Genomic DNA, 20,429 nt, shown 5'->3' with positions numbered 1-20,429 from the left:
TTTATTCCTTTTTTAATCCGTTAAAATTTCAGACTGATTTCGGCACCAAAGCTGATGTCGCTGTTTACTCTAAAGTCGGAACCGCTGGATTTGTAATATCTCCAAGGTTTGGCGTTCGTGAAATTGTTTGCATAGAAAGAAAGAGAGGCAAATCTTCCGATTTCTTTCGTCATGCGCAGATTCAACATGAAGTACGGGTCAAGGGAGTCTTCCACGAAATAGGTGGATTTACCGCTTTTGATCATGTGTTGGAATACCGGATCGTTTGCTTCTGTTTCCGTGAACGGGTGGATTGTACCCTCTCGGTCCATGTATGCTACCGGATTAATATACTTGTTGTAGGTTTTGTCTTTTTCGACATTTCCTTCGACAATATTTCCGTCGTCGTCTTTCATGTAAGCCAGACATTGGCCCTGGTATTTGGATAAGGCTTTCGATTTATCCATCCACACGCATTGGGCTCCTAACGTGAAAACGAGACGTAATTGGGGAATGTGGGTCACGAGGCGTAAGTTCGTGTTCAAACGTTGATAGAGATTCCCGTTTCCGACGTTGTTCCCACCCACGTATAGGCCGACATAGGGATAAGGTTCATTATTTATATATCGGGTTTCATAACTCATCTTGAGACTATTGTCGAATGTTTTGGTGTGGAAAAATGCTCCGTCCACGAGAATTGATGTTTTGATCACGTCGATCTTTCCGAAATCAAGGGAGTATTCGATACCCCATTTATCGGTCGTAATCCCGTTATCCGGGCGTTGGAAAACTCCGAATGTTTGTAAGGTACGGTAACCCACGGGGGTTCCGTTTTCCACGACTTCCCCGTTCACGTATTCCGGGTGGGTTAGGCTGGAACTGTAATTGTATTCTCTATATTGATAGGGAACGGCATAACCGGCTTGGTTATATCCATTCGTCAGTTTTTCCTTGAAGTAGGCTAGGCTGGCATTGACGCTGAGAACCTTGAAGTCCACGCCGATCTCGAAGTTGTTACTTTTCGGAATTTTCAGACGGTCGTTGTCTGTTTCGAAAACATTGGTGGTAATCACGGCCAATTTGTAATTGTTGGCATCATCTTTGAACGAGAAACTGGCTTTGTCGATATAGGCCGGGTCCGGGTACAAGTAAGCAAGTGTCGGCATTTTATGCTGGATCCCCCATCCGGCACGAATACTCAGGTTTTGCCAACCTTTCTTGTTCCAGCGATTCTCAAATAATGTCAGTCGAGCGTTAAAACGAGGGTCCACGATTACATCAAAATCAGCTCCTTTCGTGTCAATCTTGGTGAATCGGCTTCCGGCAGAAAGTTCTAATGATCTTTTGCCCATTTCGATTTTTACTTTGTCCTCGACGAAGCCGCTGTATTCATTGATGTAGGGAATGTCTTTGAACGAGCGGGGACGTATGCTCTGGGTCGGTGGGTTGTTCGGGTCGAAACTCTTCCCTTTTCCTTCATTTCCTTTCGTACTCCACTCGCCACCTAGCATGAAATTATTGTAGAAAATTCCGTATTTCCCGGAGATATTGGCCGTTAACTTAGCTTGTGCGTAAACGGGTTTTCCCTCGATCTTCAAATCACTATAATATTCGTAGGGGAGGAATCCTGCCACGTGTTCCCCGGATTCCATGGAATTCGTGTTGGCGGCCCCGACGGTTGTATGTTGTTCGTGGTCCCAGTTATATTGTTTTCCCAAGGAACCGGCCACGGTGTATTTCAGACTGGTTAGCCACGCCTTGTTTATCATCCAGTTACCGTATATATTCAAGCTGATTTCCTGATTCTCGACTTTTGTCTTTTCTTCGGATTGCTTGTCCGGGTCACTTTTTTGTTTGTCCAAGGTGGTCAAACCTTTAAATTTAGCGTTTAGGCTAAAGGCTCTTCCCTGCGGGTTGAACACGTTGGAGTAACCGATTTGGGCGGTCAATCGGTTGTAAGACTTTGCCGGGGTACGAATGTCATTCTGCGATTGCACGTAATCAGCGTCAATATTTAGAAATCCTTTATTTTCTCCTAAGGCAAAACCTTTACCGGCATAGACCTGTTTGATTTTCGGGTCTGTCTTGAAACGAACCTCCAAAGGTGATTTTCCTGCCTTTGTTTTGACGATCACGGCTCCCGAGTTCAAGTCCCCGTATTCGGCAGAAGCGATTCCCCGGATTACCTCGATAGACTCGATGTTATCGACAGCTATCTGGCGGGCGTCGATACCGGTTCCGGCTGATGTGCTTATTCCTTGGGTTGACAAGGCGGTGGAGGCCATTTGCATATTGGCGTCATTTGACATTCGTGCCCCGTCAACGATCACGGCAGTCCCGAAAGCATTGGTGGCGTCTTTCCCCGTGACGTCACGGATAGTCAGTTTCGAGATGTCGTTCAAGTTTGGATTGACGGTCAGCGATCCGGGTAACAATTGCATCACGTCCACGATGCTGGAAGCTTGCACGTGTTCTAACGCCGCTTTTTTTATAGAGGAAGAACTGTTGAGTTTGTTTCCGGCTGTTGCGGTCACGGTGACTTCTTTCAATGCCAGGGTTTGTTCCTCTAATTTTAGGATGTATTTTTCAATATTTTTACTCAGATTAATTTTCATTTCATAATCTTTGTAACCGAGACAGGATGCCGTTAAGGTATATTCGCCTTTTTTTACGTCTTTAAAAGAAAACTTTCCGTTAATGTCAGACGTGGTCCATAGGTTTAAGTCCTTGATATTGACCACGACGAAGGGTAGTGTTTCACCGGATTTTGCGTCTTGTATCGTTCCGGATAGGTTGACCTTTTCAGATTGGGCAAACAGGTTCATATGCCCGATCAAAAAGATAACCGTGCTTAAAAAAAACAATTTTTTCAAACTCATAGTAAGATCTTGTAGGTTTAGCTGTTTTTAATTAAAAAGTCTGTCCTCAATACATTCAAGTTTAGTGTCGTTAATATTATACTTTCCTAGCCACTCCTGCATCGCCACTTGCCGATCGGTCTTGTGCATGTGGTGGTGTATACTGCCCACCAGAATGCCTAGTGCAATTCCCGCGGCAATGCTCATGCCTAGGTGTCTTTTGCGGATCACGGGACCGGCATCATCCATTTTATTCCGGGCCATCTTTTCCATGATCCCGTTATAAAAGTCTTCACGTACTTCCCTTACCTTGTCCTTCTCGATGATCTCTTCAACTTTCATGATTTTCTCTCTCTTTGGTTATATGACAGACTTCATTTTAAAAACTTGCGCTGGCAAGATACTTTTTTTCATTATTTTGTGATATTTTTTGTAGAATCCCTGTTTATTTCTAGAGAATCGGATTCTATGTTCTTGTAGTGGTGAAACTTAGGGCATCTTTTACATTTTTCTTGATCCGTGCATTTTTCTGCACATTCCGCACAATGTTTGTTGATCTCCAATAAATCGATGAACATTTTTTCGAGTTTTTTTGATTGCTCCGGGGTGCATACCTTTTTTATATTGAGTAAATGTCGGGCCGTTTGTGTCTTCAATGCTTTATGCAAATGCCCCACGGATGTGGCAATTTTGTTCAGCTCTTCCAAGGAAGGGTTGGGTTTTGCCAGTTCGTTCAACATCTGATAGCGTCTTTGACAGAGTAATTTTAAAACGGTTTGATGCCTTCTCAAGACGATTGAATCCAATTCATTAATGAGTTTATATTGTTCATCCGTGAAATCTAATTCTTTGCGAAGGAATTCATTAGAGATGGTGGAGTCTTCATTCTTATAGATTGTTTTTTCGGGGGTAAAACAAAAGAATACGAGGAGTGCCGTATTCAACATTAGCAGAATAATGTTTACCCAGTAAATCAAATATTTTTTATTTATCTTTTTCATGACAATGTCTTTTATTTCGTGTTGAATATTTTCTCAAGATTATTTTTCGCACGGAAAAGAAGCGATTCCACGGAAGAGAGAGTAATCCCCATGACCTCTGCAATTTCCTTGTATGAAAGTTCTTCATACTTGTTTAAAATTAGCGCCGTGCGTTGATTTTCAGGAAGTCGGTCGATAGCCCGGTGTAATAATTCCAGTTGTTCCTGTTCTTCCAATAACTGTTGTTGTGGCATTTCAACCGATTGTGCCACCTCTTGTTGTTTCCATGATTCTATATCGACTTTTATGGCCCGCCCTCTGGGGGATTTGCAGTGATTAATAGACCTGTTCACTGCTATCCGGTATAGCCACGTGGATAATTTACTTTCAAACCGGAATTTACCTAAAGATTCGAAGACTTGGATAAACACGTCCTGGGCAATGTCTTCCGCCTCATCCCGATCGTGTATGAAAGCATGACAAGTGTTGACAACCATCACCTGATAGGTGTCAACCAATAACTTAAAGGCTTTCTGGTCACCTTCAAGTATCGCTTTTATCATCTCTTTCTCGCCCATTCCAAGATTTTATCGCACTTCCCGCCCGGGGAAATATCACTCAATCCATACAGGTAAATGGCATTACAACATTTGTTGTAATATCATAAAACGTTCAATAAATGATACATTAAAAAAAGGATGCCGGATAATTATCTAAACACAAGTCCTTTAATGCAGATTACTGACAATCAGTATATATTAAAAATGAACATTGTTTTTTGAACATTCAATATTTTTACTACATTTGAGATCAATAAATGAACGTTTTTTAAAATAGAGGAAAATGTTTAACTCCTGCACCGTGTGAGGCCTACCTTGCGATTGTGTTATTTAACTGATGATAGATAAGTGCGTTTGTCTGTCGGGGAGAGAGGTGTGTTTGTCCGGATGAAATCAATCATGGCATTTACTACTGAAATGTCTGTGTGTAGCCCTTTCCCTTTACCTGGGAAGTCATATTCGACACTTACATAGTTATTTAATGCAACTTTATACGTGGCTTTCTTGACGAGTGGTCTGCCGTTACGGTCTTTAAAAATGACATCTGTTCCTTTTCCTTGTTCGTCTTGGACAATCGTGTAACTTCCGGGTGATACATACAGGTCTATTATGCGGTCTTCTTGATTGAAATGATTGAGTATTAATGTTTTTATATCGCTCAAAGACAATTCGTGAATGACAATATGGTTACCGAAAGGTTCTATGGAGAGAATGGTTTCTAGTGTGATGTTTCCTTGGGGAAGTTCGGAAAGACGAATGCCGCCTTGATTGTAAAAGGCAAAATCGGATGCCGTTGAGTGTGTCATTGCATCTGTCACGATGTTTCCGATGCTCTCTTGAGATTTGAATGGGAGAGAGGTTGCCCCGATCACTTCTTTAAACTTGGGTTGATCAATGAAATATTTAACTTTTTGTGTCATGGAAGAATCAATCCGTGTAATCGTGTCAATCAAGCAGGATTGGTAAGAGCGTTCCGAGAGCTTGCCTTGTTTGAATTTTAATATGGTCAGACCGGCATATTGCAATTTGAGGCCTGTTTGACCGATCATGACATTATTTACTTCTTTCGGGGTTTTTAAGAGGGTATGGGAATGTCCCCCGATGATTATATCCAGTTCCGGCATTCGTGTGGCTAGGGTGGAGTCCTCGTCAACCCCAAGGTGCGTGAGACCGATTAGTACGTCACATTGTTGCTTTAGTGACCTGTAATCCGCTACCTTATCGAGATAATGGTCGAAAGTGATGTCCTTCAATTGTTCCGGGTTGACGCTTGGTATATGGTCAGCCCCCGTTTGTACAAGGCCTAGAAAACCGAGTCTAATACCGTCTTTCTTGATAATATAATAAGGAGGGATACTGTCGAGTTCTCCCCGGGAGGAATTGATGTTAGCGCAGACGATCGGGAAGGTTGCGTCGTTTATTCTGGCCCGAAGAGTTTTTTGTCCGAAATCGAACTCGTGATTTCCTAGCGTTCCGACCTCGTAACCTAGGTCGTTCATTAATGAGATAACAGGTAGTCCCTTTTCTTTTGCATGGTCCACGTACGGGTTCCCCGTGAATCGATCCCCGGCATCCACTAGAATCACGTTTGGATGTTTTGCCTTTATTTGTTCCACGAAAGTGGCCAGTTTTGGGAATTGTTCGATTCTCCCGTGTATATCATTGGTGGATATGATCACGATCTCTTTTTCCCCTGTATTCTGACAACCGAAGAGTAATATGATCCATGATAAGACCATGCACACGTGCAATTTTGAAAGCACGGAAATATGTAGCTTGAAATAATCGTGATTCATATCATTGTATTTTCAAGCGACAAAGATAATTTAAAAGTGGAATTCTTAGTACAGGAATTGTTTCCGAAATGCCGGAATATCCACTTCGAGAGTTGTCTCCAAGAATTTCTCCACGCTACCATGTGTTGTCTTGATCTGGTCTAGTCCGGCTTGCAGAAACTCTTTCTTGACGGAGAGTACGGATTTCAAGTTTGGGTTCATGGCGATCTCTTTGGCATATTTATCACTCAAGTAAACGTTAGAGGCGAGGTAATCTTCCATGATGGTTTGTTCATCAACCCCCAAGGCATATAATATCAGAGCAGCTCCCATACCCGTGCGGTCTTTCCCGGCAGAACAGTGAAAAAGGAGGGGGAGATTTTTTTCTTGCTGCAATAGCTTGAAAAATTCTTTATAATATCCGATAAAATCTTTGTCCGTGACGAAGAGAATATTCATGCGCATCATGATGCTATCCATCTGTGTCGAGTCAAGATCGGTCAATCCCATTAAGGAGATCACGTTTCCCGGATCGATGGGCAATTTGAATTCGTTTACTACTGACACGGGTAACTTGTCCGGGGCAAATTTCTGTTCTTCTTCCCCTCTGAAATCCACGATACTTTTGAGGGGAATACTGGCTAAATAATTCAGATCATCTTCTGTCAGTTTGTGTAAATCGTCGGAACGGAAGATTTTTCCCCACCTGACAAATCGTCCGTCTTTTGTTTTTATCCCGCCTAGATCTCTGAAGTTGTAACCTCCTGCCATCGGCAGATGTCTTTCCGCGACGGTTGCTTTCCCTTCGTCCGTAATGAGTTGATAATAACGCCTTGAGAGAGAGGAAAGGGTGATTCGGTTATAATCTTGTCCTTCTGGTTCCGGGTGCTTGGCTATCGGGTTTGAAAAATCGATATTATCCACGGAAGAACCGGAATAGAGCGCCCATTTCCCGTTTGTCTCAATAGTTAGCGTGGACACTTTCGTATCCTTATCGATGGAAATCCGGATGATTCCTGAAATATCCTTTCCCTCGTATGCAGTCTCCTGTTGCATCGTGTTCTTGCATGAACAGCACACTACGGTCGTGGTCAGAATGACATAAATTACTTTCATCGTGTTACAAATATTAATCGTGTCGGTGTTTATTTTCCTGATCTTTACAAAGATGGGAAAATTCTTTAGAAAACCCGTGATATATTAAAGAATAAAAATAAACTTTTATTGTTCTTCATTCGTATAATTCTGGTGTGATTTTTGTGATAACAATGATATAAACCATTAAAATAAAGTTATGAAAGCAGCTTTGTTTTTTGAAGATAACCAACTCTGCCACCTCGGTGAAAACATCGGGAAAAAGGCGATTAAAGTATCTACAATTACGACAGAAGATGATAAAGTCGTTTCTATAAAGAATAGTGAAGTGAAAAATCGGAATATGAATTATTTTATCCAGTGGTTAGTGGACTGCGGTATAAAAATGATTTATGTCTCCGGTATTGACGAGAAAATAAAACGATTCTTTGAACAAATGAAAATCATCGTGAACGTGAAGAAACAGTCTGATAAGACTCTTTTATTGGCTGAAATTACTTCTCAAAAGTAATAAATTGGATTTTGCAGTTCATCCCGGGTCTCAAGCCCGGGATTATTTTTAGATTACTTCTATTACAATTATTTTTACTTTATCTTTGCTAGACGATAATTGCTGAGGAATTGTTATGTCACTGGAAAAAGTAAAACAATATTTTGATAGCCTGGGGTTAGGGCAACGGGTGCATGAATTGGCCCAATCGAGTGCCACCGTGGAAGAAGCGGCTGTTGCCGTGGGATGTGAGCCGGAGCGTATTGCTAAAACGATGTCTTTCCTGTTGGGGGAGGAGCCGATATTGATCGTTACGGCCGGGGATGCGAGGATTGATAATAAAAAATACAAGGAATATTTTCATCAAAAAGCGAAAATGATTCCGGGAGAGTTGGTGGAACAATATGTCGGACACGCGCCCGGGGGAGTTTGCCCTTTTGTTATTCCGGAGAAAACTCGTGTATTCTTGGATGTTTCGCTCAAACGCTTTGATATTGTTTACCCGGCCGCGGGGACGAGTAACAGTGCGGTTGAGTTATCTATCAAAGAACTGGAGGATTGTTCTCGTTCCCGGGAGTGGATTGACGTGTGCAAGGATTGGTCTAAGGAATAAATCGACTGGGTTTGCCCCAATGCGTGATGGTTAGTTTGTGCATGGCTCTTGTCACGGCAACGTAAAGCATACTTTTATCTATAAGCGTGTTGTAGTTGGTACTGCTCGCTTGTGGAATGATTACCTCATCGAATTCCAATCCTTTCGCCATGTGGGATGAGGTGACGATGATTCCTTTGGCGAAAGCCGTACTCTGATGGGATAGGAAATAGAGGTTGTCCGTGTACGATTTGAGTTCCTCTGTGATTTCTTGTGCTTGCATCTCGGTTTTGCATATTATCCCCAATGATTTGTAAGTTGACTTTTTGAATGTGGTAATTAATTCCGAGATAGCGGAAAGTTCTTTTTCCGGGTTCTTGAAAGAGAGAATGGTTGGCTTTTCCCCGTGTCGGGTGATGGCTTCCAGTTCCTCGTTTGTTTGAATTCTTTGTGCAAAACTCGTGATCTCGAACGTGGATCGGTAACTTTTGCAGAGTTTCATCACTTCTCCCGTGATGAATGCCTTCTGAATCATATCGGCTGTTGATGACCCGTAGGGGTTGACCGACTGACAGGTATCCCCGAGAATCGTTTTCCGACAAGGATAAAGTTTCTGAATGATTTTGTATTGTATCGGCGAATAATCTTGCATTTCGTCAATCAAGAGGTGTTTGACCCGAGAAGGGGTAGGAGAGCCCTCTAACGCTATGTGGAGATATGCCAAGGGGGCCAGATCTGCGTATTCCAAGGTACGGTTCTTGCGCATTTTGAACATTTCGGGTTTCTCGATCCACTCGAAGAAGTCTTTGTAAACTTGGATGTCGCTGTTTCTGGAGAACATCTTTTGTATCTCCTTCTTCAGTAGATTCCTCTCGGCGGTTGTCGCTTTGAAATAATGTCTTAAGGCCATCATCTCCAAGATATAATCCGTCATCGTCTCGAAACGTTTGCGCATCGGGTAGCGATTGAACCGTCGGAATTGTTCATCGATAAACTCGGCCGGAACGGTAATATGTTTGGTCAGTTTGACATCTGTTGCTTTAAAATAGTTGTTCTCCATGTAAAGAATAAACTTCTCTAATTGCGAGATGAAATCAAAGGAGGCTTTGTATTGAATCCGTTCAATAAATTCTGGTGTCGGTTTATCTAGTAGTTCTGTTACTTGTTCAAAGAAATTTTGATATTTGTATTTGTGATCAAGAATCCCCGAAAGGATTTGCTCCATGCTGGTTTCAGGAACCGTTTCTTCGCCGAGTTCCGGGAGGACGTTCGAGATATAGTCGGCGAAAACCTTGTTCGGGGAGATGATCAGAATATCTTTTGAGGTAATCTCCCCTTTTAGCGTGTAAAGTAAATAAGCGATACGATGCAGGGCTATGGATGTTTTCCCTGATCCTGCCACTCCCTGAATGATGAGCGCTTGTGCTTCTTCGTTTCGGATAATCCGGTTTTGTTCCCGTTGTATCGTGGTCACGATATTTTTCATTTTATCGTCTGCATTAGAACTTAGCTCTTTTTGCAGGATATCATCGTGAACGGTCAATGAACTCTCGATCATGTACTCCATCTTACCTTTGCGGATACGATATTGTCGTTTGAGGGAAATGTTTCCGTCAACCTCTCCGGAGGGGGAAGAATAGGACGCATTCCCTAGTTCGTGGTCGTAAAACATACTGGATATAGGCGCTCTCCAATCGTAGATTAGGTTGGCTTTTTTTACGGGATCATAGAACGTGTGAATCCCGATATATAATGCCATTGTTCCGCATCTCTCTTTACTCTCCGTGAAATCTATTCGTCCGAAATAGGGAATATCCAGAATCTTTCCAAGGCGTTTGCGTTTATCAATGACACTCTCACCTGTTGCAAAATGACGTAGGATGCTTTCTCTCATGGAGCGTATCTCGTGTGGATCGATGTCTTTATTCGACCACAGATATTCTTTGTACTCTTGTAACGTGTCAACGTGTTCCTTGACGGATTTGTCCGTGTTATTGATCGAATCGTTTATCGTGTTGATAATCTGTCGTAAATATTCTTTTTCCTGTTCTTCCGTTTTGTTGAATACCATAGACTCCTAGTTGTTTTAATTAAAATTGTGCGAAAAGAGGAACAAAGTTAATGCAACAACGTGGAGGGGAAAATAGTTATTTATAGCTATTCAATGAGTTTGATTTATCTATTGTAATCTTTCTTTATTTGTTCCCCTTGCTCTGTTAGGCGGTATCTTTGAGATCTACTGTTGGGTTTATCTGGTTTTGTCATTTCGATAACACCACATTCTAGTGCAGGTTTTAAATAACTTCGCCGGAAGTGTTCTCTATCTACAAGATTTAGTTGTTCTTGTAGTTCTAAACGATTCATCTCTCCCGTCAATACTTTTAAAAGTTCTTTGACTTGCGGGGTAACTTGCGGGGTAACTTGCGGGGTGACTTGCGGGGTGACTTGGGGGGTAACCTTTTCTAAAGCTGGGAATGTCATGCGTAAAAAGTTCTCTGTGAATTTGAAACATTCTTTTCCGTAACTCCTTAAAATACGGGGGATTCCGGAGCCTAGATGTTCGACTAAATCCAAATCTCTGAATACTCGCATCAATTCTTTGTTGCGGGGTACGGAATATCCTTCAAAGAATTCTTTTTCGGTCATGCCTTGTGGTAAACTTCCAAATGAAGTGATTTCTATTCTGTCATCAAAAAATTCAAATTTAGGAGGTATTTCTGAAGTATAATCGTTGTGTACGATGGCATTAATTACCGCTTCTCGTAGGGCGACGGAATTCCATAATCTTTTTTCCTCTCGTTCTTTGGGGGTAATTCTTGCTAAGGTTTTATTTTCCACGTTGATTTTATCTAATACTTGCTTGGTCGCTTTGACTAACGAGCAATAACCATATTCATTATTCTCCATTAGGTCTACCCGATCAACCCCTTCGTATTTGGCAACTTTCATAGACATTCCATTCAAGTCGGCTAATAAATAAGCCACGTAATTATATTGTCCTTCTTCTGAGAGCAATTCAAGGTTTGATGCAAATTGTTGATTTAATGCTTTGTTAGCACCCTCATAATATATCTTTAATTGTTCAAAAGTAAGATTCTGATTGGGTGATTTTATCTTGCCAATAGAGTTCCGGATTCGTTTGGCAAAGAGTGATTCAATCATTTTTACAGGCATTGGTTCTGCAGCTGTCCCGACTCGGATGAATGTGCCTTTTTCTGACATTCCAAGCCTTTTTATATAATAAGGTTTTTCCGGACCACTGGCAAATGTAATTTTTATTACATCCCTAGAATCAATATTTTCCGTCGCTATATCAAATAACCCCATACAAGATGGTGTAATGTTATTTTTCAAACGATCTTTGATTTTGAGCATATCGCTATCAATATCAATAACTCCGATTGCTGTACCCGTTTTTTCAATTCCGATATAGAGTACCCCTCCTTCCGGGTAATTGAGAAAGGCTACGGCTTCTTTTTCTAAATCATCAGTGAGTTCTTGTTTGTATTCTATGCGGTTTGTCTCGGAATTCATAAACTTGATATTAGCTTTAGAGATCATGATTCTTATTTCTTACAAAGATACTATTTTGTAGCTGTTTAGTCAACAGAAATGACGACAAATACGAATTATTTCAATAGCCCTAATTCGATCCCTTTGTTGATTGCCTCGATAGAATTCTGTACTTCCAGTTTGTGTAGTAAATTCTGACGGTGAATGTTTACCGTGTGAATACTGATTTGGAGTTTGTTGGCAATCTCTTTGCTTAGTAAGCCTTTTTGAATCAAGTGTAATATTTCCGTTTCCCGTTCTGTCAGGTGGATGGTCGGGGAGGATAATAATGTCGGGGAAAATAGTTCTCCGTTTCTGAGATTGAGAACGGTACAGTCAACGTGTTCTGAATTCTTCTGATCCGGAGAAATACTCATGTTACCTAGTATGAGCCATGCTTTTCCTGAAAGTCCTTGTTCCAAAACTTGCAATCTGTTGGTTACCCTTACATATTGTTGTTTGGTGTTACGTACCCGGAAACTGTATATATTACAATAGTCGTTTCGTTGTTCCAAGGGTAGGCTATAAATAAATTGTCCCAGTTTGATCTGTAAATCCACCAATTGATCGAAGTCATCCGGATGGAACCGGGATTCTAGGTAATCTCCTTGCCTTTCCAATGTGGCAATTTTGTTTGCATCATATCCTAGTAAATCTGCGAAGTTAGAGGAGGCATATACATACTTACTCTTGTAAACATCAACAACAAACGTGCAGCTCTGACTTACTTTTGCCGTCTGGTGGAGCATGGCTTTATCCCGTTCCCACACGGCATAATCGATGTCATGTATTGATAAATGCTGTCTGGCCCACATTTCTTCCCGGGAAATATTGGTTGGTTTCATGCTAAAATATTTCTGTTCATTGATTTTCGTTATCAAATAGCCCTCTGTCCTTCCAATTCTTTATTTCTTTATCAAAATCAGAAAGATATTCTTTGTCTTGTATTAATTTGAATTTGTCGTATTCAGCGTATGCTTTTTCCTTGGCTTCTTCTGTTGATATACTTCCTGCATTTTGTAATACTTCATAATCATTCATCGAAAGGAAATTGTCTAAACGATTTTTCCAGTCAGACATTGTAGTTATTAGGTGGCGTTCTGCTCGTATTTCAGCCAGGTCAAGAAATGCGTTTGATAGACGGTCTAGTTGCGATACTTCTTTATCGGATAGATAATTTTTAGCAATAACAGAATCGGATTTTTGTACTCGTCCGTCTGGAGCGTTCTTCCAAGTTGTTAGTCCCATATGAGGCATTTCAGCATCAGCTCTTGTGTAGATTATTTCAGCGGCGGTCTGGTGAGTTACGGCCCAATGCATCATATTCTGTACCATTTTGAAAAAGTGTTGAGTTATTTCTGATTTTGAGTCATAGTCAGCACTACATTCTGCATAAATATCAGTTATTTTTTGGTAATACCTGCGTTCTGAAGTTCTTATTTCCCTGATTCGTTCTAATAAGTCATCAAAATAATCTTTACCAAAATGCTTTCCTTGTTTTAAACGCTCGTCATCTAAAACAAAGCCTTTTATCAGATATTCCTTTAATACACTGGTTGCCCAAATACGAAATTGTGTGGCTTGATAGCTGTTCACTCGGTAGCCAACGGCGATGATGACATCAAGGTTATAGAACATTTGTGGACGGTTGACTTCTCGATTTCCCTCGATTTGAACTATCCCAATTTTTCGGATAGTTGTTTCTTGTTGAAGTTCTCCCGATTCATATATTTGTTGTAAATGGTAATTTATGGTTCGAGTATCTACTCCATAGAGTTCTCCCATCTTTTTTTGAGACATCCAAAAAGTTTCACTATTGAATACAACTTCAACATGAACTTTGTTTTGTGGAGTTTTATATATTAATATATTGGAAGATAAATGATTATAAATTAGTTCAGACGTCTGTATTTGTTGTTTAAAATAGTCTCTTGCAGCCTGTACTAAAAGTTTTTTAGAATCTGCATTTTCTGTAATTATCATGCAAGCCATGCGTGATAGATGAAAGTTTTCTACTTTTCTATAAGTATTCGATCCCAGCTTAACCATTTCAACCGTTTGGTTAAAATGGTCGTTCATATTCATGCCTCTACTTTTTGCTATTTCAATAGCTTTGTCTAAAATGCGGCTAAATTTTTGGTAAGTGCTATATCCCATCGCAGAACACAATTCTCTTGAAGTCCAATACTCTTTCCCATCCTCTGATTGTTTCTTGATTTGCTCAAAGTCGGATTGCATTCGTGATATATTGTTGTGTTCTTCCATGTTACGAAATTTGATATGGTTAATTAAGGAAATATGTGGATTGAAATTATTCCTTTTCATTCATGTGCTGTATAGTGCAAATATAATGATAAGTTATGAAATTCTCTTTGTGCCTTAAAGAATAAGATATGATTATTTTGTGGAAGTAGTAAATATTGCTATGTTGTTTTATTTTGGTCTGTTAAATTATGGAGTAATATTTGTTTTTTGTAAAAATGTTACTATATTTGTGATGTCTAACATATTCAGCGGGAGGGAAACCTGCCACTACGTAGCGGGCATTTTTTTTGCCTGTTAACTCCATACGGCGGTTCCGAACCCCCGTGTGGAGTGTTAATGCACCCACAACCGCTGAAGGTGTTAGACAACGGGACAGGCGGAACCGTTTTTTTTCGTCCTAATCTTTAATAAAAAAGGCTTATGGAGGTAAATCGTAATTGTATCTCTGCGTGTAAAAGGGGGAATCCGGCTTTAATAATTCTTTTGACTTTGTTATTAGACGAGTGGTGTAGAGCAACCATCTAATTTGTAATGAGATCGGCGTGACGAACATTCGTGTTGTGAATTGGGAATGTCCAGATCTTTCAATTTCTTCATCAGTTTTTATAGAATCCTTGTCTTGAATGGCAAGGGGGTAGTTTGTTGTGCCGTCGTTGTCATGATGGAGCGGAATTGTAATCGTTTGACTGATATGAGAATAAAATGGAATAATTAAAATAAAGTACGTTGAGAAAAGCAACGGAAGAATAGAAGAGGGAGGTATCCTCTGCCTGGAAAACTTTGAATACCATCCCTTTGTGTAATCAATCTTATCAATTAATTAACAATCAAAGTTATGAAAAAAACTTATGACAGGAAAGTTTTTAAGCGAAAGTTACTGTCGGACCGAAGGACGGTAACCGTGACAATCCGGTTATGTATGATTTTATTGTTGAGCTTCCCGCTATTGACGAGGGCCGGAACGGTGGATTCCACCCGTGTGGCGAGCCGGGAAGTGAGGGGAAAAGTGGTGGACGAGAAGAAGCTACCGATACCAGGAGTCTCGGTACGTTTGGGGGGAACGTCGATGGGAACGGCCACGGACGTGGACGGGAAATTCAAGTTGTTGATCCCGGCTGACACGGCCACGCTGGTAGTTTCCTTTATCGGGATGAAGACCGAGATCGTGAAGATTCCCCGGTTGAAGGTGGGGGCGGAACAAAAGGAGTTGACGATCGTGCTGCGGGAAGAGGACGTGAAACTGGAAGACGTGGTGGTGACGGGTATCTTCACTCGTAAGAAGGAAAGTTTCACGGGATCGGCTGCCACTTACTCGGCTGCCGAGTTGAAAACGATGGGTACGCAGAATGTCCTGCAAAGCTTGAAGACTTTGGACCCGGCTTTCGCCATTATCGAGGATAACCAGTTCGGTTCTGACCCGAACCGCTTGCCGAACATGGAAATCCGGGGGAAGTCGAGCATGTTGGGATTACGGGACGAGCTGGATGCCGACCCGAACCAGCCGTTGTTTATCCTGGATGGTTTCGAGTCAACGTTGGCAGCGATTAATGATCTGGATATAAACCGGGTGGCGTCGATCACGATCTTGAAAGACGCGGCCTCCACGGCAATTTACGGTTCAAAGGCGGCTAACGGGGTGATCGTGGTGGAAACGGTGAAACCGGAAGCGGGGAAGTTACAGGTGAGCTATACCGGAAATATGAATCTCTCGATGCCCGATTTATCGAGTTATAACTTGATGAATTCAAGGGAAAAACTGGAATTTGAACGATTGGCAGGAAGGTACGACCCTACGACTTGGTCCACGACGAACGAGGTGGAATTGACCCGTTTGTATAACGAGAAATTGAAGGGAATCGAAAGCGGTGTAAACACGTACTGGTTGGCAGAACCTTTACGTGTGGGAGTGAACCAGAAACATTCACTCTACGTGCAGGGAGGTGAAGGGAATTTCCTGTTCGGTTTAGGAGCGGGGTATAACGGGATTTCCGGGGTGATGGAAAAGTCGGAGCGGGATGTGGTCAGTGGCAATATCGACTTGATTTACCGGATGTCGAAATTCCAGTTCTCGAACAAATTCTCGTTGACCTCAACTCATTTCAAGAACCCGATCGTGGCATTCAGCGCGTATGCTGCTGCGAATCCTTATTACAAGAAATATAATGACGAGGGAACGGTGGATAAATGGTTGGAATATAATGATTACTTCAAAGCTTCGAACCCGCTGTGGAACGCGAGCCAAAATAGTCGGGATAAGGGGAGTAATCTCTTGTTGAGCAATTATTTCATGGCGGAATATTTCCCCACAACTGAATGGCGGGTACGTGCCCGGTTGGGATTGACTTACGGGAATGATGACACGGAGAAGTTTTATTCCCGGAATGACACCCGATATGAGAACGTGGAAACTACTAAAAAGGGAGAGTTTCATTCAAATAACGTCCGAACAAATCAGGTTGAGGCGGAGTTAAGTGTCACGTATGCGAAAGTACTGGGAAAACACCGGATTAATTTGGTTGCCGGGGGAAATATTTCCAGCAATAAATCGCTTACACAGGGGTATTCTGCGGTAGGATTCCCGGATGGAGATTTTTCTTACCCCTCTTTTTCGAACGGTTACCCGGAATACGGGACTCCTGCATATTACGAGTCGGTTTCCCGTTCCGTGAACGGTTATTTCAATGCGGGGTATTCTTTTGACGATCGTTACTTGATGGATTTCAGTTTGCGGACGAGTGGTTCATCGGTTTTCGGTACTTCCCGGAGATACAACACGACGTGGTCGGTCGGGTTGGGCTGGAACTTGCACAAGGAGAAGTTTATCATGGATCACGTGGCATGGATTAATATATTGAAACTGCGGGCCTCGATAGGAAATCCGGGGAACCAGAGTTTTGACTCCGCGCAATCCTTGTTGACTTACTCGTTCCAGTTTGGCTCCATGAACTATTTCGGAATTGGGGCGGAATTGTCGCAGATCGGAAACCCCGATTTGGAATGGCAGATCACGGTGGATAAGAATATCGGTTTGGACGTGACGCTGTTTAATAAACGCTTTTCGTTGACGGCGGATTACTATTACAAGGTGACCGACCCGTTGTTGATCAAGGTAAGTACACCGCTTTCTTCCGGGACATCTACTTACATGACTAACGCGGGAGAACAGGTGTCACAGGGATTGACGGCATCGGTATCCTATTATATTTTCCAGAATTTCGAAAAGCGTTTCTCGTGGATGGTGCGGGCGAACGTGCGAACTCAGAAAACCCGGATTGACAAGATCGGGAACAAGCTCTCCACGTTGAACGCCAGTGGAAAGGGAGAAAACACGGTGAGGTATTATGATGGGGCAGACCCGGATGACATTTGGGCGGTAAGGTCCGCAGGGATTGATCCTTCGAACGGGAAGGAATTGTTCTATGCCAAGGACGGGAGTTACACGTACGATTTCTCGTATGATGACGAGGTGATTTGCGGGAATACCCGTCCGGACGTGGAGGGTGTAATCGGTTCATCGTTGAACTGGAAAGGATTCTCCGTGAGTTTGAATTTCCGTTACCAGATGGGGGCGGACGTGTTTAACGAGGCTCTTTATAACAAGGTGGAAAATATTTCGAGAAATGATCTGAATAAGAATCAGGATAAGCGGGCGTTGTACGAGCGTTGGCAGGAAGTGGGGGATATCGTGCATTTCAAGGATATTGCCAGTGCGGAGACGACCCCGATGTCTTCCCGTTTCGTGCAGGAAGAGAACGTGTTAACCTTGGAATCCATTTACGTGGGATACGAGTTCTATGACGGATGGATCAAAAAAATAGGGTTAAGTAGTTTGAAGATTCAAGCATCCATGCGTGACGTGTTCCGGGCATCGACGATTCGGTCCGAGCGAGGAATTGCCTATCCTTTTGCCCGGAGTATGGAGGCAGGGCTTTCGTTTAATTTTTAAAGATGAATGGTTATGAAATTATGGAATATCATTTGGATCGGGGTTGTACTCGTTTGTGGTGTAGGATGTTCGGATTTTCTGGATGTTCAGCCCAAGGATAAACAGTCTGAGGAACAGTTGTTTTCGACGAGAGGAGGATTCTACACGGCGGTAAACGGGATATATAACAAGGTGGCCTCCACGGCTCTTTACGGGAAAAATCTTTCTTACGAGTTGGTGGATGTGATCTCGAAACGGTACGCACCGTTACAATCAAACACGTACTTGACAGCGTTGAGTACCTTCGATTACACGGAGACTTCGGTGCAGACCGGATTATCGAACACGTGGACTGCGGCTTACAACACGATTTTGAATTGTAATGTGGTGTTGGATAATCTTGAAAAGAGTGATGGCGTGTTGTTGCCTCCTGAATACCGGATGTTGAAAGGAGAAATGCTGGCTCTCCGTGCCTTTTTGCATTTTGATATGTTACGTTTGTTCGGTCCGGTTTACAAACTTCATCCGGAGATGGAGTCAATCCCTTACAACGAATCATCGAGAGTGTCAGCCTTACCTTTATTGACAGCCGATTCGGTGATGCATGAAAAAATTCTACGGGATTTGGATGTGGCCGAGAGTTTATTGGCGGATAGTGACCCGGTGATAGAAAACGGACCGATGGCGTCGCAGGAGGGGGATTTGGATGTTTACCTGCGCTATCGCCAGTTACGGATGAATTATTATGCCGTGTTGGCATTGAAAGCGAGGGGGTACCTGTATGCAGGTGAAAATACAAAAGCCTTGGCAGTAGCTCGTAAGTTATTGACGGATCCGAAGGTGGATGAACATTTCCCGGCCGTAGATCCCAATAAACTGCTGGCGAATCAGGATAATCCGGACCGGGTGTTCTCGACGGAAGTGCTGGCAGGAATCTATGTAAAAGATCGGGCCGATATTCATACTACTTATTTCAGTTCGGAACAAGCGGGAACGAATTACCTGCATCCCCGAAAGAATTACGTGAACACGAACCTTTTTGCGGAAGAAACGCAGGATTACCGTTTCCAGTCGTGGTGGCGCACGGCCTCTAACGAGAGTGAGGGCGGGTATGACTTTATCAAGTACGAGGAGATTGCTAAACCTACTCAAGCGGGAGAGTCCGAGTATTTCTATGCTGTTTTCATGTCGTTGATTCGGTTGAGCGAGGTGTATTATATTGCGGCCGAGTGTGAACCCGTGCTGGCAGATAAATATGGTTGGTTGAATAAGATACGGGAACGCCGGGGTTTGAGCACCTTAACCGTGGTTTCGGATGAAGATTTCATGAAGCGTTTGCGTACGGAATATTTGCGGGAGTTCATGGGTGAAGGACAGATATTCTTCATGTACAAACGGTTGTATGCCCATCTCCTCAGCGATGAAAACGGGAATGATGCAAATGCTTATGAAGCCCGGGAAGAGCGTTACGTGTTACCATTACCTTCCGGGGAAATCGCTAATCGTTAAATAGTAAGGTTATGAAATGGAAAATGATATTGTTTGTTTTAAGCTTGAATATTGCTTTTAGTGCTTGTGAAAAGAAAGATATTTCGGTATTCTCCACGGATGATACCGGGATCTATTTTCAAATGATAAAAGGGTATTACGGGACGAACACGGAAGTGTATATTGATTCACTGGACTTTTCTTTCGCTTCGGTTCAGGCTTCTGTAAAAGACGTGATTCTTAACGCCACGGTTCGGACGATGGGGAAGGTGGCCGATCATGACCGTCCTTTCAAAGTGGTCGTGGATAAAGAGGGGACGACTGCCATAGAGGGAGTGCATTACGAGATTGACGTGGACACGGTGGTGGTTCCCGCCGGGGAAAGTAAGGCGGATATCAACGTGCGTTTCTTCCGGACAGATGATTTAATGGAAAAATCGGTCCGTCTGGCTCTTCGTTTGGAAGATAACGAGTATTTCAAGTGTTATTTCCCGGAGTATAAGAACATGAATGCCTACACGGCCACGGGAGTGCAGATTCACGGGGATTCATTCTCTTTCACGTTGAGTGAAATGTACACGATTCCTTGGTATTGGAGAGCTATTATTGAAACTGATTATTTCGGAGAGTGGACGCCTAAAAAGTTCGTGCTTATCAATACGGTTTGTGGTTTTACCATGTCAGATTGGAATAGTGCAGGAGGAACCGGGGCCAAAATAATATACGGGCGTTGTGGTTTTTTCGCGACGATGGTTCAAAAGTATTTGCAGGAACAGGCGGATGCCGGAACTCCGGTACTGGACTCGGATGGGAAATATATGCAGCTTCACCCGGATTACGCGGTGGATTATTCCCGGTATGAATAATATT

15 protein-coding genes are annotated in these 20,429 nt (G+C 42.5%); 5 read left to right on the top strand and 10 right to left on the bottom strand.

Annotation, left to right across the window (positions count from 1 at the left end; all coding sequences use genetic code 11):
• Positions 1 to 20 precede the first annotated feature (20 nt).
• From F1644_RS06895 to F1644_RS06870, 6 genes are all read right to left on the bottom strand, one after another.
• Entirely contained in the window at positions 21 to 2,858 is a 2,838-nt protein-coding gene (locus F1644_RS06895) for a TonB-dependent receptor (protein ID WP_118305715.1), read from the bottom strand.
• Positions 2,859 to 2,885: 27 nt separating this feature from the next.
• Positions 2,886 to 3,179 (bottom strand): hypothetical protein, encoded by a 294-nt coding sequence (locus F1644_RS06890; RefSeq protein WP_087421633.1) that lies wholly within the window; start codon positions 3,177 to 3,179, stop codon positions 2,886 to 2,888.
• A 71-nt stretch (positions 3,180 to 3,250) separates the two neighbouring features.
• Entirely contained in the window at positions 3,251 to 3,838 is a 588-nt protein-coding gene (locus tag F1644_RS06885) for a Spy/CpxP family protein refolding chaperone (protein WP_087421634.1), read from the bottom strand.
• 11 nt (positions 3,839 to 3,849) lie between these two features.
• Positions 3,850 to 4,395, bottom strand: coding sequence for an RNA polymerase sigma factor (locus F1644_RS06880; protein WP_087421635.1), 546 nt, complete (start codon positions 4,393 to 4,395; stop codon positions 3,850 to 3,852).
• Between the two features lie 308 nt (positions 4,396 to 4,703).
• Positions 4,704 to 6,173: a bifunctional metallophosphatase/5'-nucleotidase gene (locus tag F1644_RS06875; RefSeq protein ID WP_118305716.1), complete on the bottom strand. Its 1,470-nt coding sequence runs from the start codon at positions 6,171 to 6,173 to the stop codon at positions 4,704 to 4,706.
• A 45-nt stretch (positions 6,174 to 6,218) separates the two neighbouring features.
• Positions 6,219 to 7,268: a tyrosine-protein phosphatase gene (locus F1644_RS06870; protein ID WP_118305717.1), complete on the bottom strand. Its 1,050-nt coding sequence runs from the start codon at positions 7,266 to 7,268 to the stop codon at positions 6,219 to 6,221.
• Positions 7,269 to 7,446: 178 nt separating this feature from the next.
• Here F1644_RS06870 and F1644_RS06865 point away from each other — a divergent pair, with 178 nt between their 5' ends.
• Both F1644_RS06865 and F1644_RS06860 read left to right on the top strand, forming a co-directional pair.
• On the top strand, positions 7,447 to 7,758 hold the full coding sequence (locus F1644_RS06865; RefSeq protein WP_087421638.1) for a hypothetical protein: 312 nt from the start codon (positions 7,447 to 7,449) through the stop codon (positions 7,756 to 7,758).
• A 115-nt stretch (positions 7,759 to 7,873) separates the two neighbouring features.
• The gene (locus F1644_RS06860; RefSeq protein ID WP_118305718.1) at positions 7,874 to 8,350 is read left to right on the top strand and encodes a YbaK/EbsC family protein; all 477 of its coding nucleotides are present in this window, start codon (positions 7,874 to 7,876) and stop codon (positions 8,348 to 8,350) included.
• On the opposite strand, the gene F1644_RS06855 is transcribed toward F1644_RS06860, so the two are convergent.
• The 4 genes from F1644_RS06855 to rhuM all read right to left on the bottom strand — a co-directional run bounded on the left by F1644_RS06855 (position 8,340) and on the right by rhuM (position 14,146).
• Positions 8,340 to 10,400 carry a HelD family protein gene (locus tag F1644_RS06855; RefSeq protein ID WP_118305719.1) on the bottom strand — a complete coding sequence of 687 codons (2,061 nt, stop codon included), beginning with the start codon at positions 10,398 to 10,400 and terminating at the stop codon, positions 8,340 to 8,342. The two genes, F1644_RS06860 and F1644_RS06855, sit on opposite strands and share 11 nt — an antisense overlap.
• A gap of 104 nt (positions 10,401 to 10,504) precedes the next feature.
• Positions 10,505 to 11,863, bottom strand: a complete 1,359-nt coding sequence (locus F1644_RS06850; RefSeq protein ID WP_118305733.1) for a Fic family protein — start codon at positions 11,861 to 11,863, stop codon at positions 10,505 to 10,507.
• 95 nt (positions 11,864 to 11,958) lie between these two features.
• Entirely contained in the window at positions 11,959 to 12,726 is a 768-nt protein-coding gene (locus F1644_RS06845; RefSeq protein ID WP_189021516.1) for a response regulator transcription factor, read from the bottom strand.
• 16 nt (positions 12,727 to 12,742) lie between these two features.
• Entirely contained in the window at positions 12,743 to 14,146 is a 1,404-nt protein-coding gene (rhuM, locus tag F1644_RS06840) for a RhuM family protein (RefSeq protein WP_118305720.1), read from the bottom strand.
• Between the two features lie 835 nt (positions 14,147 to 14,981).
• On the opposite strand from rhuM, the gene F1644_RS06835 reads away from it, so the two are divergent.
• Genes F1644_RS06835 through F1644_RS06825 form a run of 3 tightly spaced genes read left to right on the top strand, consistent with a single transcriptional unit; the run spans position 14,982 to position 20,425 of the window.
• Positions 14,982 to 18,092: a SusC/RagA family TonB-linked outer membrane protein gene (locus tag F1644_RS06835; protein WP_118305721.1), complete on the top strand. Its 3,111-nt coding sequence runs from the start codon at positions 14,982 to 14,984 to the stop codon at positions 18,090 to 18,092.
• Between the two features lie 12 nt (positions 18,093 to 18,104).
• Positions 18,105 to 19,580: a RagB/SusD family nutrient uptake outer membrane protein gene (locus F1644_RS06830; RefSeq protein WP_158572077.1), complete on the top strand. Its 1,476-nt coding sequence runs from the start codon at positions 18,105 to 18,107 to the stop codon at positions 19,578 to 19,580.
• A gap of 11 nt (positions 19,581 to 19,591) precedes the next feature.
• Positions 19,592 to 20,425, top strand: a complete 834-nt coding sequence (locus F1644_RS06825) for a DUF4843 domain-containing protein (RefSeq protein WP_118305723.1) — start codon at positions 19,592 to 19,594, stop codon at positions 20,423 to 20,425.
• The last annotated feature ends 4 nt before the right edge of the window (positions 20,426 to 20,429 follow it).

It is taken from the genome of Butyricimonas paravirosa (assembly GCF_032878955.1).
Classification (GTDB): Bacteria; Bacteroidota; Bacteroidia; order Bacteroidales; family Marinifilaceae; genus Butyricimonas; species Butyricimonas paravirosa.
This window is presented reverse-complemented; position numbering and strand designations above follow the sequence as displayed.